Annotated in this window: 15 protein-coding genes; 9 read left to right on the top strand and 6 right to left on the bottom strand. The window is 30.1% G+C overall.

The features are described 5' to 3' along the window. Positions 1-191 precede the first annotated feature (191 nt). The 8 genes from carB (at position 192) to EDD60_RS05925 (ending at position 10,421) form a co-directional block, all read left to right on the top strand. Positions 192-3,410 (top strand): carbamoyl-phosphate synthase large subunit, encoded by a 3,219-nt coding sequence (gene carB, locus EDD60_RS05960; protein ID WP_066448111.1) that lies wholly within the window; start codon positions 192-194, stop codon positions 3,408-3,410. A gap of 148 nt (positions 3,411-3,558) precedes the next feature. After that, positions 3,559-4,764 (top strand): transglutaminase domain-containing protein, encoded by a 1,206-nt coding sequence (locus EDD60_RS05955; protein WP_132226319.1) that lies wholly within the window; start codon positions 3,559-3,561, stop codon positions 4,762-4,764. 9 nt (positions 4,765-4,773) lie between these two features. Beyond that, entirely contained in the window at positions 4,774-5,487 is a 714-nt protein-coding gene (locus tag EDD60_RS05950) for an aspartate/glutamate racemase family protein (RefSeq protein WP_066448114.1), read from the top strand. A 9-nt stretch (positions 5,488-5,496) separates the two neighbouring features. Then, positions 5,497-7,017, top strand: a complete 1,521-nt coding sequence (locus EDD60_RS05945; RefSeq protein ID WP_066448117.1) for an AMP-binding protein — start codon at positions 5,497-5,499, stop codon at positions 7,015-7,017. Continuing rightward, entirely contained in the window at positions 7,018-7,245 is a 228-nt protein-coding gene (locus EDD60_RS05940) for an acyl carrier protein (RefSeq protein ID WP_066448124.1), read from the top strand. 1 nt (position 7,246) lies between these two features. Beyond that, on the top strand, positions 7,247-8,833 hold the full coding sequence (locus tag EDD60_RS05935) for an MBOAT family O-acyltransferase (RefSeq protein ID WP_066448126.1): 1,587 nt from the start codon (positions 7,247-7,249) through the stop codon (positions 8,831-8,833). Positions 8,834-8,844: 11 nt separating this feature from the next. Continuing rightward, a complete protein-coding gene (locus EDD60_RS05930) occupies positions 8,845-9,930 on the top strand; it encodes an SGNH/GDSL hydrolase family protein (RefSeq protein WP_066448129.1) in 1,086 nt (361 codons plus the stop codon). After that, complete coding sequence (locus EDD60_RS05925) at positions 9,927-10,421, top strand: hypothetical protein (protein WP_066448132.1); 495 nt, start codon at positions 9,927-9,929, stop codon at positions 10,419-10,421. Before EDD60_RS05930 ends, EDD60_RS05925 begins: the two co-directional genes overlap by 4 nt. A gap of 29 nt (positions 10,422-10,450) precedes the next feature. On the opposite strand, the gene EDD60_RS05920 is transcribed toward EDD60_RS05925, so the two are convergent. The 6 genes from EDD60_RS05920 to bilQ all read right to left on the bottom strand — a co-directional run bounded on the left by EDD60_RS05920 (position 10,451) and on the right by bilQ (position 13,450). Further along, a complete protein-coding gene (locus EDD60_RS05920) occupies positions 10,451-10,660 on the bottom strand; it encodes a helix-turn-helix transcriptional regulator (protein ID WP_066448134.1) in 210 nt (69 codons plus the stop codon). Between the two features lie 9 nt (positions 10,661-10,669). Continuing rightward, complete coding sequence (locus EDD60_RS05915) at positions 10,670-10,984, bottom strand: DUF6442 family protein (protein WP_066448137.1); 315 nt, start codon at positions 10,982-10,984, stop codon at positions 10,670-10,672. Between the two features lie 11 nt (positions 10,985-10,995). After that, positions 10,996-11,313 (bottom strand): DUF6442 family protein, encoded by a 318-nt coding sequence (locus tag EDD60_RS05910; RefSeq protein ID WP_066448139.1) that lies wholly within the window; start codon positions 11,311-11,313, stop codon positions 10,996-10,998. Between the two features lie 142 nt (positions 11,314-11,455). Continuing rightward, the gene (locus EDD60_RS05905) at positions 11,456-12,283 is read right to left on the bottom strand and encodes a PD-(D/E)XK nuclease family transposase (protein WP_132226318.1); all 828 of its coding nucleotides are present in this window, start codon (positions 12,281-12,283) and stop codon (positions 11,456-11,458) included. 224 nt (positions 12,284-12,507) lie between these two features. Then, positions 12,508-13,005, bottom strand: a complete 498-nt coding sequence (bilS, locus tag EDD60_RS05900) for a flavodoxin family protein BilS (protein ID WP_066444038.1) — start codon at positions 13,003-13,005, stop codon at positions 12,508-12,510. 13 nt (positions 13,006-13,018) lie between these two features. Then, on the bottom strand, positions 13,019-13,450 hold the full coding sequence (bilQ, locus tag EDD60_RS05895; RefSeq protein ID WP_066444037.1) for a bilirubin utilization transcriptional regulator BilQ: 432 nt from the start codon (positions 13,448-13,450) through the stop codon (positions 13,019-13,021). Positions 13,451-13,605: 155 nt separating this feature from the next. On the opposite strand from bilQ, the gene EDD60_RS05890 reads away from it, so the two are divergent. Continuing rightward, positions 13,606-14,154: a LemA family protein gene (locus EDD60_RS05890; RefSeq protein ID WP_132226317.1), complete on the top strand. Its 549-nt coding sequence runs from the start codon at positions 13,606-13,608 to the stop codon at positions 14,152-14,154. Position 14,155: the final 1 nt, after the last annotated feature.

The following is a 14,155-nucleotide window of genomic DNA, read 5'->3' as shown; positions in this document are numbered from 1 at the left end:
ATACTATATAGGAATAAGGAAGGAATGAGGAAAAATGACAAAAAACACTCTTTTTAAAAGTAGCTTTAATCAATTCAGTGTTGTTAAAAAAAGTCCTTTTTTCCCATTTTTTATATTTGTTTCATAAACATATCATTTTATTTGATATGTTTTTTTATGAAAGTCATTAATCAATTTAAGGAGGACGAATTATGCCAAAAAGAGATGACATTAATACTGTATTAGTGATTGGATCAGGTCCAATCATCATTGGACAAGCTTGTGAGTTTGATTATTCAGGGACACAAGCATGTAAAGCTTTAAGAAGTTTAGGTTATAAGATTGTGTTAGTGAATTCCAATCCAGCAACAATCATGACAGACCCAGAAACTGCCGATGTCACTTATATTGAACCATTAAATTTAGAAAGATTAACTCAAATTATTGAAAAAGAAAGACCAGATGCATTACTTCCTAACTTAGGTGGGCAATCAGCATTAAACTTATGTTCTGAATTAAATGAAGCTGGCATTTTAGAAAAATATAATGTGCAAGTCTTAGGAGTTCAAGTTGATGCGATTGAACGTGGTGAGGACCGTTTAGAGTTCAAGAAGGCTATGAATGAACTAGGAATTGAAATGGCAAAAAGTGAAATTGCTAATACGGTAGATGAAGCTTTAGCAATTGCTGAAAGACTTGGTTATCCTGTTGTTGTTAGACCTGCTTATACAATGGGTGGTGCCGGAGGAGGACTTGTTTACAATGTTGAAGAATTGAAAACAGTTGTTTCTCGTGGTTTACAAGCAAGTTTAGTTCATCAATGTTTGATTGAAGAATCAATCTTAGGATGGGAAGAATTAGAAGTCGAAGTAGTTAGAGATGCTAAAAACAACATGATTACTGTTTGCTTCATTGAAAATATTGACCCATTAGGTGTACATACTGGAGATTCTTTCTGTAGTGCTCCAATGTTAACAATTTCTCAAGAATGTCAAGATCGTTTAAAAGATCAAGCATTTAGAATTGTTGAATCAATTGGTGTTATTGGTGGAACAAACGTACAATTCGCCCATGACCCAGTCACAGATAGAATTTGTGTTATTGAAATCAATCCAAGAACATCTCGTTCTTCAGCTTTAGCCTCTAAAGCAACAGGATTCCCAATTGCTTTAGTATCAGCTATGTTAGCTGCTGGATTAACATTAGATGAAATCCCATGTGGAAAATATGGAACATTAGATAAATATGAACCTGATGGTGATTATGTTGTGATTAAGTTTGCAAGATGGGCATTTGAAAAATTCAAAGGTGCTGAAGATAAACTTGGTACACAAATGAAAGCTGTTGGAGAAGTTATGAGTATTGGTAAGACTTATAAAGAAGCTTTCCAAAAAGCTATCCGTTCTCTTGAAATTGGTCAATACGGATTAGGATATGCTAAAAACTTCAATGAATTATCAAAAGAAGAATTATTAAAGATGTTAACTGTTCCTACAAGCCAAAGACAATTTATTATGTATGAAGCTTTAAGAAAAGGAGCAACAGTTGAAGAATTATTTGAATTAACTCAAATCAAACATTATTTCATTGAACAAATGAAAGAATTAGTTGAAGAAGAAGAAATGATTAAAACATACCAAGGAAAAGATTTACCTGTAGATGTTTTAAGACAAGCAAAGAAAGATGGATTCTCTGATAAATATTTAAGTCAAATCTTAAATGTAGAAGAAAAAACAATTAGAGATGAAAGATTAGCTAATGGTATTAATCAAGCTTGGGAACCAGTGCATGTCAGTGGTACAGAAAATAGTTCATATTACTATTCAACATATAATGCCGAAGATCATAGTGATATCCATCATGATAAACAAAAGATTATGATCTTAGGTGGAGGTCCAAACAGAATTGGTCAAGGAATTGAATTTGACTATTGCTGTGTACATGCTGCCTTAGCATTAAAGAAATTAGGATTTGAAACAATTATTGTTAACTGTAATCCAGAAACAGTTTCAACAGACTACGATACATCTGATAAATTATACTTTGAACCATTAACATTAGAAGATGTATTAAGTATTCATGATAAAGAAAAACCAGTTGGGGTTATTGCTCAATTTGGTGGACAAACACCATTAAACTTAGCTTCTCAATTAAAAGAAAATGGTGTCAATATCTTAGGAACAACTCCTGAAACAATTGATATGGCAGAAGATAGAGATTTATTCAATGCTATGATGGAAAAATTAAATATTCCTATGCCAGAATCAGGAATGGCAGTCAATGTAGAAGAAGCATTAGAAATTGCTAAACGTATTGGTTATCCACTAATGGTAAGACCTTCTTACGTATTAGGTGGTAGAGGAATGGAAGTTGTTTATGATGATGAATCATTAGAACAATACATGAAAGCTGCTGTTGGAGTTACACCTGATAGACCAATCTTAATTGATAGATTCTTAAATAATGCAATGGAATGTGAAGCAGATGCTATTAGTGATGGTGAAAATGTCTTTGTTCCAGCAGTTATGGAACATATCGAATTAGCTGGTATCCACTCAGGAGATTCAGCATGTATCTTACCATCTCGTCATATCCCAATGAGACACTTAGCAACAATTAAAGAATATACAAAGAAAATTGCAAAAGAAATGAATGTTCGTGGTTTAATGAACATGCAATATGCAATTGCCGATGATAAAGTTTATGTCTTAGAAGCTAATCCAAGAGCTTCAAGAACAGTACCTTTGGTATCAAAAGTATGTAACATCAACATGGTTAAGATTGCAACTGATATCGTAACAAGAGAATTAACTGGTAGAGATTCTCCAGTTCCTACATTAACAGAAAAGAAAATTCCTCATATTGGGGTTAAACAAGCAGTCTTCCCATTCAATATGTTCCCTGAAGTCGATCCTATCTTAGGACCTGAAATGAGATCTACAGGTGAAGTTTTAGGACTTGCAAGTTCTTATGGTGCAGCAATGTACAAGGCTGAAGAAGGTGCTAAAACAATCTTACCAACTGAAGGAAAAGTTTTATTCAGTGTTAATGATTTAGATAAACCTCAAATCGTTGATTTAGCAAGAGGATATTATGATGCTGGATTTGAAATTGTAGCTACTGGAAATACTTATAAATTAATTAATGAAGCAGGAATTCCAGTAACTAAGATTAAGAAAATTCATGAAGGACAACCAAATATCTCAGATGCTTTAATCAATGGAGATTTAGCAATGATCGTCAATACACCTCATGGTAAACAAAGTGCTCATGATGATAGTTATATCCGTAAAACAGCTATCAAGATGAGAATTCCATATATGACAAATATTGCTGCTGCAAAAGCATCATTAGAAGGTATTATGGAAATGAAGATTCATGGTAGCCATGAAGTCAAATCATTACAAGAATATCACAAAGCAATTAAATAATTATCAAAAAAGTCACAGTTTATGTGACTTTTTTGTTTGAAAAGATAGCTTATATTGCCAGAAACTGGTGAAATGTTGACTATATTTTAATATTTCAGTATAATATGGAAGTATTAATTTCTAAAAAAGATGATTAGAGGAAGAAAAAATGAAATATTTGAAAAAGGGAAAGTATATCATTGGTTGTTTAGTTATCGTTTTGATTGGATTTTTATTTGTTCGTATTTTTACTTATCACCCAGTAAAATCACATATTGAGATAGAAGCTGGGGCAAAAGAATTAAAGGTTTCAGATGTTTTAGAAGATCAAGATGCTAAGGCTGTGATTAAAAATAATCTAACAACTGAACAGTTAAAGACAGTAGGAGAATATGAAATTCAAGTTATCGTTGATGATAAAGAATATACATGTGCAGTGAATGTGAAAGATACTACAGCTCCAAAAGCTGTTCTTCAAACAGTAAAAATCTATCAAAATCAAAAGATTGAACCAAAAATGTTTATTAAAGAAGTTCAAGATGTTTCCAAAGTTAGTATTAAGTTTAAAGATGAGGTCAAGACATCAAGTCTTGGTCAACATAAAGTTACACTCATTTTAGAAGATCAAGCAAAAAACAAAAGTGAAGTCACAGGTGAATTAAATATTATGAAAGATAAAACACCTCCAGTGATTAAAGGAACAAAAGATATTATTGTGACAAAAGGAAAGACAGCTTCTTATAAAAAAGGAGTTACTGTTAGTGATAATGTTGATAAAGATATTGAACTAGAAATTGATTCTTCAAAAGTAAATCTAAATAAGGTTGGAAGTTATAAAGTTGTTTATAAAGCTACAGATAAAGCTGGAAATACAACAAAAAAAGAAATTAAAGTAACTGTTGAAGCACCTGTACCTAAAGCATATAATTTAGAAACTGTTTATAAAACAGCAGATGCAATATTAAAAGGGATTATTAATGACAATATGACCCAAAGACAAAAATGTCAAAAAATTTATAATTGGATTCATGGACATATAGGATATGTTGATTATTCTGATAAATCATCTTGGACAAAAGGAGCTATGGATGGTTTTAATAATCGTAGAGGAGATTGTTATAACTATTTTGCAATGAGTAAAGCATTGCTTACTAGAGCTGGAATTGAAAATATTGATTTAAAGGCTACAAAACATAAACATTATTGGAACTTTGTAAAGGTTGAAGAAGGCTGGTATCACTTTGATACAACACCTAGATGGGATCATCCAAATTTATGCTTAAGAACAGATGCTTGGATGAATAGCTATTCAGTGAAAAATGATAACTGTTTTTCATATGATACTGCCAGTAAACCAGCCTCTGCAAAACGTTAGGTTGATTATATGAAATTAGGAATTATAGGTGGTTTAGGGCCTTTAGCCTCCTCATATTTTTATGAACTTTTAACAAAAATGAGTGATGTTCATCATGATCAAGAACATTTAGAAATATATCTACACTCTTGTCCACGGATTCCAGATCGTACAGAATATATATTAGATCATCATAAGCCTAGTCCTATTCTTGAGCTTATTCAAGTTGCAAAGGAGTTAGAAGCTGCTGGTGTTGATATGATAGCTATTCCATGTATTACTGCACATTATTTTCATGAGGAATTATCTCAGGTAGTAGATATTCCAATTATTCATTTGATTCAAGAAGTAAGAAACTATATCTTAAGAAAACAAGTGAAAAAAGTTGGAATTATGGCAACTGATGGAACAATTCAAAGTCAAATTTTTCAAAAAGAATTAAAGGAGTATAATATTGATTGTTGTATTCCAAGTATTGAATATCAAAAAGATGTAATGCATATTATCTATGATAATGTGAAATGTGGAAAAGCGATTGAAATGAATTGTTTTTATGGAATAGAAAAGGATTTATTGTTAAAGGGAGCAGATTTAATTATTTTAGGATGTACAGAATTATCAATCGTCAATAAAGAAGAAAAGCTAGATTCATTGTATTTAGATGCAATGGAATTATTATCAGCGGTAGCTTTACAAAAATGTCAAATACCAATAAAAAAAGAATATCAATATTTGATTAAATAAGGGGAAAATATGCAAACAAATGTATTAGATTATTTAGAAAAAACAGTAAAACTTGTGCCAAATAAAATAGCATATGCAAATGAAAAAGAATCATTAACCTTTATTGAGGTTTATAACTCAGCTAAGTCAATTGGTTCATATATTGCATCTTTTCATTTATGTAAACAACCAATTGTTGTTTACATGGAAAAATCACCATCAGCCATTAGTGCTTTCTTTGGTGTTGTTTATAGTGGTAATCATTATGTACCGATAGATGAAGAAATGCCACAATATCGAGTTAAATTAATTTTTGATACATTACAACCACAAATGGTTATATGTGATGATAATACAAAAGCTTATTTAGATGAAATGAATTATAGTGGAAAAGTTTGTTTATTTGATGATATTAAAACATATACAATTGATATGTTACAATTACAACATATTAAAGAACAAACTTTGGATATTGATCCACTCTATATAGTTTTTACTTCTGGATCAACAGGAGTTCCTAAAGGGGTTGTAGCCTGTCATAGAAGTGTTATTGATTATATTGAAAACTTATCAGAAGTCTTACAAATTCAAAGTGATACAGTTTTTGGTAATCAAGCTCCACTTTATTTTGACGCTTGTTTAAAAGAACTTTATCCAACACTTAAATTTGGAGCAACAACATATCTAGTGCCAAAGAAGTTATTTATGTTCCCTGTTCAATTGATTGAATATTTAAATGAACATAAAATTAATACTATTTGTTGGGTTGCTTCAGCATTATCACTTGTTTCTGGTTTTAAAACTTTTGAGACAGTAACTCCTAAATATTTAAGAACAGTTGCTTTTGGTAGTGAAGTGTTTCCAATTAAACAATATAACGAATGGAAAAGAGTCTTACCAAATGCTAGATTTATTAATCTGTATGGACCTACAGAAGCAACAGGGATGAGTTGTTATTATGAAGTTAATAAAGAGTTTTCTATTGATGAAGTCATTCCTATTGGAAAACCTTTCCATAATACAGAAATCTTACTTCTCAAAGATGACAATACCCTAGCAAAAGGTCATGAGGTTGGAGAAATTTGTATTCGTGGAACTGCTGTTACATTGGGTTATTATAATAATCCAGAAAAGACAAAAGAAGCATTTGTTCAAAATCCTTTAAATCAGGCGTATATTGATATTATTTATCGTACTGGTGATTTGGCTTGTTATAATGATGAACATGATTTGATTTTTATTTCAAGAAAAGATTATCAAATTAAGCATATGGGTCATCGTATTGAACTAGGGGAAATTGAATTAAATGTTCATGAGTTAGAAGGAACGGTTCATAATTGTTGTATTTATGACCAAGACCAAGAAAAAATTATTTTATATTACGTGGGTAATAAAGAAACGAAAGAAGTAAAAGCTTATTTAAAAGCTAAATTACCACGTTATATGTTACCAAATCGTGTGATTAAATTAGAACAAATGCCACTCACACCAAACGGTAAAATAGATAGAAATTATTTAAAAAAACTATATAAAGAAAAGGGGAAAATTTAAATGGATGAATTGTTAGAAATTTTAGAGGATTTACATGATGATGTTGATTTTACAACTTGCACAACTTTAATAGATGATAAGATTTTAGATTCTTTTGATATTGTGACAATTGTAGCGGAAGTGAATAATGTTTTTGATGTTCAAATTCCTGCCGAAGAATTAAAACCAGAAAACTTTAATTCAGCAAAAAGTTTATATGCATTAATCGAACGTTTGGAAGAAGAATAGTATGTTATTTACGACTTATCAATTTGCTTTATTTGTTTTTGTTTTATTTGTCATTTATTATCTAGTGAATAAAAAATATCAATGGATTATTTTACTTATTGGCAGTTATTTGTTTTATGCTTATGCAGGAGTGAGTTATTTATTTTACTTTTTAACTACAACTCTTTCAACATATTTGATTTCACAAAGAATTAAAGTTGTAAAACAAAGACAAAAAGAATATATGTCACAACATAAAGAAGAATTAACAAAGCAAGAAAAACGTCAATATAAAGAAGCCATGAAGGCAAAACAGTGGCATTATTTGCTTTTATGTTTATTATTTAATTTTGGTGTTTTAGCCGTTGTTAAATATACTGATTTTATGATTGGAAATATCAATGGGATTATTGGTTTATTTAATGGTCAACCATTATCTTTTATGAATTTTGCTTTACCAATGGGAATATCTTTTTATACTTTCCAGACAATGAGTTATATTATTGATGTTTATCGAGGAACTTGTCAGGTTGAAGATAATGTCTTTAAATTAGGTTTATTTGTTTCTTTCTTTCCACAGGTTATTCAAGGACCAATTAGCCGTTTTAATGATTTATCACAAACCCTTTATCAAGAACATGATTTTGATTTACGTCAAATTCATTTTGGATTTCAAAGAGTTTTATGGGGATATTTTAAGAAATTGGTGATTGCTGATCGTATTTTAGTTGCTGTAAATACTTTGATTGGTGATCCATCAACTTATGACGGTATCTTTGTTTTGGTTGGAATGGTTTTCTATGCTATTGAGTTATATGCAGATTTTACTGGAGGAATTGATATTACGATTGGGGTTGCTCAAATGTTTGGAGTTCATTTAACTGAGAACTTTGAACGACCATATTTCTCTAAAGATATTGCTGAATATTGGCGTAGATGGCATATCACTATGGGAACTTGGTTTAAGGATTATATCTTTTATCCATTATCAATTCATAAGAGTATGCTACATTTTTCGACTTGGTGTAGGAAACATATGCCAGGAGGATTAGGAAAAAGAGTACCAGTTTATGTTTCTAGTTTTATTGTTTGGTTTGCGACTGGGATTTGGCATGGAGCAAGTTGGAACTTTATAGTCTGGGGATTATTAAACTGTTTGGTTATTTGTGTAAGTGAGGAATTTAAACCATTTTATAAATGGTTCCATGAACATTTTCATGTTTCAGGTAAGTTATATTTTAGATTATTTCAAGTTATGAGAACATTCTTATTGATGAGTTCATTAAGAATATTAGATTGTTATAGAAATGTACCATTATCTTTTTCTATGTTTGGATCAATGTTTACTGATTTTCATATTTCAGAGTTGACTGGTGATGCTTTATTGCAACTGGGATTAAGTCATATTGATTATATGATTTTAATTGTTGGTGTGATTATTTTAATAACATTTAGTCTTATTCAAAGAAAAGGTAGTGTTAGGGAAAAATTAAATCAAAAACCAATAGTAAGTTTTGTGGTTGATTATGTTTTAATTTTTGTTATTGTTTTATTTGGAGCTTATAGTATTGGCTATGATGCAAGTCAATTTATCTATAATCAATTTTAAGGAGGAGAGGAATGAAAAAAGTTATTATACTTATGCTATCATTATGCCTTATATTGACATCATTCTTTCTTCTTCAAAAGTTACTTATTCCTAAATATATAAGTGATGTTCCTGAAGGAAGTTTAATTGAAGAATATTACAATGAAAAAGTTTTTGATCATGATGTTGTTTTCATAGGTGATTGTGAAGTTTATGAAAATATTTCACCTGTTCAATTATGGAAAGATTATGGTATAAGTAGTTATATTCGAGGTAGTGCTCAACAATTGATTTGGCAATCATATTATCTCATGGAAGATACATTACGTTATGAAAAACCAGATGTTTTTGTTTTCAACGTATTATCAATGAAATATGGAGAGCCGCAAAACGAGGCTTATAATCGTTTGAATCTTGATGGAATGAAATGGTCAAAAAGCAAATGGAATGCAATTGAAGCATCAATGACTGATGAGGAGTCAATGATTGATTATCTTTTTCCACTTCTTCGTTATCATCAAAGATGGTCAGAATTAACAAGCGAAGATTTTCAATATATGTTTGCTAAAAAACCATTAGTTTCGCATAATGGATTTATCATGCGTGCTGATGAATTACCAGTTAAAACAATTCCTAAAGATCAACCTTTATCAGATTATCAGTTTTCAAAAACATGTTATGAATACTTAGATAGAATGGTGAAGTTATGTAAAGAGAATGGAATTAAGCTGGTTTTAATGAAAGCTCCAAGTTTATATCCAAGTTGGTACGATGAATGGGATAAACAAATGGTTGATTATGCTAAAAAGAATGATTTATTATATGTGAATTTCTTGGATAGTATTGAAGAAATTGGTTTGGATTTCAATCATGATACATATGATAGAGGATTACATTTAAATTTAAGTGGTGCTGAAAAATTATCACATTATTTTGGTAAGATTTTACAAGATAACTTTAATTTAAAGAATCGTCAAAATGATGAATCAATTCGTCAAATTTGGCAAGAGAAAGTTTCAGACTATAACAAAATGAAAGATGATCAATATGCTCAAATTAAAAAATACGGTTATCTAAAAGGTTATGGGGCAAAAACTCAAGGAGGAAAAGAAGAATGAAAAAAATAATTTGTTTATTAGTCGTTTCAGTGTTTTTCTTAGTGGGATGTTCTCAAGATAAGAAAACAACAACATCAAAAACAAATGAAAGTCAAGGATATGTATTTAAAGTTAAAGATGTAGATATTGCGATGAATGAAAAAACTGATGATTTTATAAAATCATTGGGAAAAGAATTAGAATATTTTGAAGCACCTAGTTGTGCATTTAAGGGATTGGATAAAACATATACATATGCTGGTTTCCAATTAAAAACTTATCCAAAAGATGAAGTAGATTACGTGAATGCGATTGTTTTAACAGATGATACAGTTAAAACAGCTGAAGGTATCTGTATTGGTGATAGTAAAGATCAGGTTGTTGAAAAATATGGAAAAGATTTTAAAGAAAAATCAGGAGGATATGTTTATACAAAAGGTAAATCAGAACTAGAATTTATCTTTGATGGTGATAGTGTAAGTGCTATTACTTATACAGCTATTACAAAATAGCAAAAAAGGATCAATTGATCCTTTTTCTTTTACTCAAAATAGAAAAGTTCTTCAAAAGTTTTATCTAATGCAATACACAAGATTAAGGCTAGTTTGGCTGTTGGATTAAATTGCCCAGTTTCAATTGAACTGATTGTTTGTCTAGAAACACCTACCATTTGTGCTAATTGACTTTGTGATATATTTTTTTCACTTCTAGCTTCTTTTAAGTGATTTCTTAAGATTAATTTATTATTCATATCATATTCCTAAAATAACACTTTCATAATATCAATAAAACGCATAATATATAAGAAAATCCAAACAGCTGATATAAAGATAGTTGTTTTATCTTTAGTATAATAACCTTTAATACCATAAAAACAAAAAAGAAAAGGAATAATTAATAAAAAGCAAATATCAGTTATAATTGTATCACCACTTAAAAGAAAAGCCATTATCATCAAAAACATAGCAATCAACATCATCATTGTAAAACCCTTAAATAAAGCTCTACTTTCAAAAAACACTTTTCCTTCATCCTTTTCATTTTGATATCGTCTTAAAATTTCTTCTTTATTCATTGTTTAGCCTCCTACCATATAATCATCCATACTTTAGCAATAGTAAAACATGTTACAATAAAAAACATAAGTCCAAGAATAAAACTCCATTTATTCCTTATATAATAATAACGTGTCCAACCATAAATACAAAGAAAAGTCGAAAAGAGAGTAGCAGATGTATAAAATATTTCAGCTTGTTTTGAACTTTGAAAAGACAAGATCATCATTAAAATACAAGAAATAACAAAAATAATAGAAGAATATTGAGTTGTTTTATTATCAATATATTCATTAATTTCATCATTCTTTTCTAACTGACTTCTTTTTAAAACTTCATTTTTATCCATAAAATTTCCTCCTTGTACATCATTTTTAGATATCTTGATTTATTATTGACAAGTATTCTTTACATATATTATACCATGTCAAGTATACTTGTCAAAAGAAAAGATTCAAAATCTTTTAAATGATTTTGAATCTTAATCTAGATTAAGATAAAATTTTATGAATATATTTTGGTCTTTCTAACATCGGAATATCTAATAATTCCATAGCATCTTCAATAGTACAACCATTATTCGTAGTTAACTTCTTTATAAATTCAATCGTTTTATTCATCTCTCCTTCAATGTATCCTTCTTCTTTCCCATTCAAATAACCTTCATCTCTTATCTTCTGCCAGATTTCACACATCTCTCTCTTTCCTCCTTCACTCTCTTTGTAATACCCTACCTGTTTCTTCAACACTTCATAATTCATACTCTCAACTTCTTTGCACATAAAGTCATGCATCAGTCTCCCTAGTTCACCATCATCCTGTATTGATGCATTCACATAGATGATTTCTGTTTCATCATCAAAGCTCTCTCCATTTTCAACAATCCTTCTTCTCACATGATAGATAGGTAGATCATATCCCAATACATCTTCTTCCGTTATAAATATAACGATTGTCTTTGGAATCTCTCTCCATTTTTCATTTGGAAAGCTTAGAAATGAATCAATCAGACTCTGATGATACCTTGCCCGCTTGGGATGGGCATCCGCTTCATCTCTCTGTACTTCGATATTGATGTAATGACCCCTATTGTCTTTAACCAATACATCAATTGTCAGTGATCTGCCAAGGAGATTCTTAAGGTCATACTGGGAATCATTCTCAATGATTTCCACATGCTCATCAAGGATAATATCCAAGAGGAGCTGAATACAATCCTGATTCTTGAAGATGATTCTCATAAAGTCATCATCGATCAGTCTAAGCGAGGCAATGAGATCATCATAGGACAAACTTTTTTCTAGAACACTTGTGGTCATAGAACACCTTCTTTCTAGGGAAGGATCTCTCATACAAAGATTATACAACAATATTTGCTTATAGTAAATAGATATAGGAAACATAAAAAGAGTCCTTAAGATCACATGTACAAAAAAACCTTCCCTACTACTTATATACGCAAAAAAATCTAATTTTTCTTTTTATTTTTGAAAAAAATAAAAGCCATGATTTTAATCATGGCTCTATAGAAAGGAAATATGTGTTATATAGGAGTGGATTTCAAGGTCTCAGAAAGTGACTGAAAATCTTTCAAATCTGGATGAGAGAGTGCGTGATCAAAATTTTCAATCATGGGATTAAATTTCTGAGGATCCTTTTTAGCCAATTCTTGATAACGTCTTTTAACAGCTATTGGCATTTTGCCTTGACACATATAGGTCCCAACTACCAAATTAGATTCATCTATAAAAGCTTTGTTGCGATTTAAAATCGCTTCAAAATATGCTTGACTACCACCAAATCCAGCAGTTCCAAAGAGGAATATTTTTTGTTGGTGTAGAGATTTTAAAAATGTCTGTACACTTTCATCACAAACTCCTTTATCAGTCCAAAAGCCAACAAATATGATGTCAGCTTTTATTTCATCATAATTCGGATGACCAAAATAAACACATTCTTCATCTATATAAAAATCTCTAATATAATTAGCTAACTGTGCAGTATTGCCAGTTTTGCTAGAATAAACAATTGCATATTTCATTATTAATTCCTCCTCATTTTAGATGTGTTAACATATTTGAATAATCTGCAATTTTGTCTAATGTTTGAAACAGATTTTCTTTTTCTTCATACGATAAACATGCTAAAACGCTTTGATCCCAATTTCTAAAGAAATCATGACTTAATTGAAAAATTTCTTGACCTTTATTCGTTAAATACAAAATTCGTGAACGTTTATCATTGGGATTAATATTTTGTTGAATAAAATGATTTTGTTCAAGTTTTGCTAGAGAACGAGTAGCATGACCACTATCAAGTTTCAAAGCTGTGATAAGTGCTTTTACATTACATCCAGGATGTTTACCAATGTAAAGAATAAAGAATAACAAGCCAGAAGATAGACCAGCATCACGTAATTCTTTTTGACAATATTCTCTAAATTGCCTTTGCATTAAGACTGCATAGAAGGCAAAAGAGTGAAACATAATATCACCGTCCTATATCTTTCTATGCTCATTATATGGCTGATAACTGACATAGTCAACTAATTTGATGAAACAAATGTAAAAATTAAGCGAATGTTAAGGAATTTTTAGTGAATTTAGTTTATAATAGGAACAAGTAGATAGGAGGAATATGTATGGCAGTGTGGATAATTTTAGGAGTCATTGTATTAATAGTTTTTTATATTGGAGTGACTTATAATGCTTTAACTAAGGCAAGGAATAGAGTCAAAACAAATTGGGCACAGATTGATGTTGTTTTAAAAAGACGTGCTGATTTGATTCCTAATTTAGTAGAAACAGTGAAAGGTTATGCAAAGCATGAAAAGGAAACTTTAGATGCAGTCATTAAGGCAAGAAATACTTATGTAAATGCCTCTTTACCTGAAGAACAGATGGAAGCATCTGGTGAATTAACTCAAGCATTAAATAAATTAATGATGTTAAGTGAAGCATATCCAGATTTAAAAGCAAATACAAATTTTGTCTCTTTACAAAAAGATTTAAAAGAAACTGAAGATAAAATTACTTTTGCCAGACAATTCTACAATGATAGTGTATATGCTTATCAAAATAAGATAGAAATGTTTCCATCAGTTATAATAGCAAATATGTTTGGCTTTAAACCATTTGCCTTCTTTGAAGTAGAAACAGAAGATAAGAAAGTTCCAGAGGTTAAATTTTAAC

The organism is Longibaculum muris (genome assembly GCF_004343035.1).
GTDB lineage: Bacteria > Bacillota_I > Bacilli_A > Erysipelotrichales > Coprobacillaceae > Longibaculum > Longibaculum muris.
The sequence above is the reverse complement of the archived record's forward strand: the minus strand, read 5'-3'. Positions and strand labels throughout refer to the sequence as shown.

Excerpts from the sequence above, each read along its gene's own strand:
- carB (WP_066448111.1), top strand. The coding sequence starts at position 192 with ATGCCAAAAAGAGATGACATTAATACTGTATTAGTGATTGGATCAGGT.
- EDD60_RS05955 (WP_132226319.1), top strand. The coding sequence starts at position 3,559 with ATGAAATATTTGAAAAAGGGAAAGTATATCATTGGTTGTTTAGTTATC.
- EDD60_RS05950 (WP_066448114.1), top strand. The coding sequence starts at position 4,774 with ATGAAATTAGGAATTATAGGTGGTTTAGGGCCTTTAGCCTCCTCATAT.
- EDD60_RS05945 (WP_066448117.1), top strand. The coding sequence starts at position 5,497 with ATGCAAACAAATGTATTAGATTATTTAGAAAAAACAGTAAAACTTGTG.
- EDD60_RS05940 (WP_066448124.1), top strand. The coding sequence starts at position 7,018 with ATGGATGAATTGTTAGAAATTTTAGAGGATTTACATGATGATGTTGAT.
- EDD60_RS05935 (WP_066448126.1), top strand. The coding sequence starts at position 7,247 with ATGTTATTTACGACTTATCAATTTGCTTTATTTGTTTTTGTTTTATTT.
- EDD60_RS05930 (WP_066448129.1), top strand. The coding sequence starts at position 8,845 with ATGAAAAAAGTTATTATACTTATGCTATCATTATGCCTTATATTGACA.
- EDD60_RS05925 (WP_066448132.1), top strand. The coding sequence starts at position 9,927 with ATGAAAAAAATAATTTGTTTATTAGTCGTTTCAGTGTTTTTCTTAGTG.
- EDD60_RS05920 (WP_066448134.1), bottom strand. The coding sequence starts at position 10,660 with ATGAATAATAAATTAATCTTAAGAAATCACTTAAAAGAAGCTAGAAGT.
- EDD60_RS05915 (WP_066448137.1), bottom strand. The coding sequence starts at position 10,984 with ATGAATAAAGAAGAAATTTTAAGACGATATCAAAATGAAAAGGATGAA.
- EDD60_RS05910 (WP_066448139.1), bottom strand. The coding sequence starts at position 11,313 with ATGGATAAAAATGAAGTTTTAAAAAGAAGTCAGTTAGAAAAGAATGAT.
- EDD60_RS05905 (WP_132226318.1), bottom strand. The coding sequence starts at position 12,283 with ATGACCACAAGTGTTCTAGAAAAAAGTTTGTCCTATGATGATCTCATT.
- bilS (WP_066444038.1), bottom strand. The coding sequence starts at position 13,005 with ATGAAATATGCAATTGTTTATTCTAGCAAAACTGGCAATACTGCACAG.
- bilQ (WP_066444037.1), bottom strand. The coding sequence starts at position 13,450 with ATGTTTCACTCTTTTGCCTTCTATGCAGTCTTAATGCAAAGGCAATTT.
- EDD60_RS05890 (WP_132226317.1), top strand. The coding sequence starts at position 13,606 with ATGGCAGTGTGGATAATTTTAGGAGTCATTGTATTAATAGTTTTTTAT.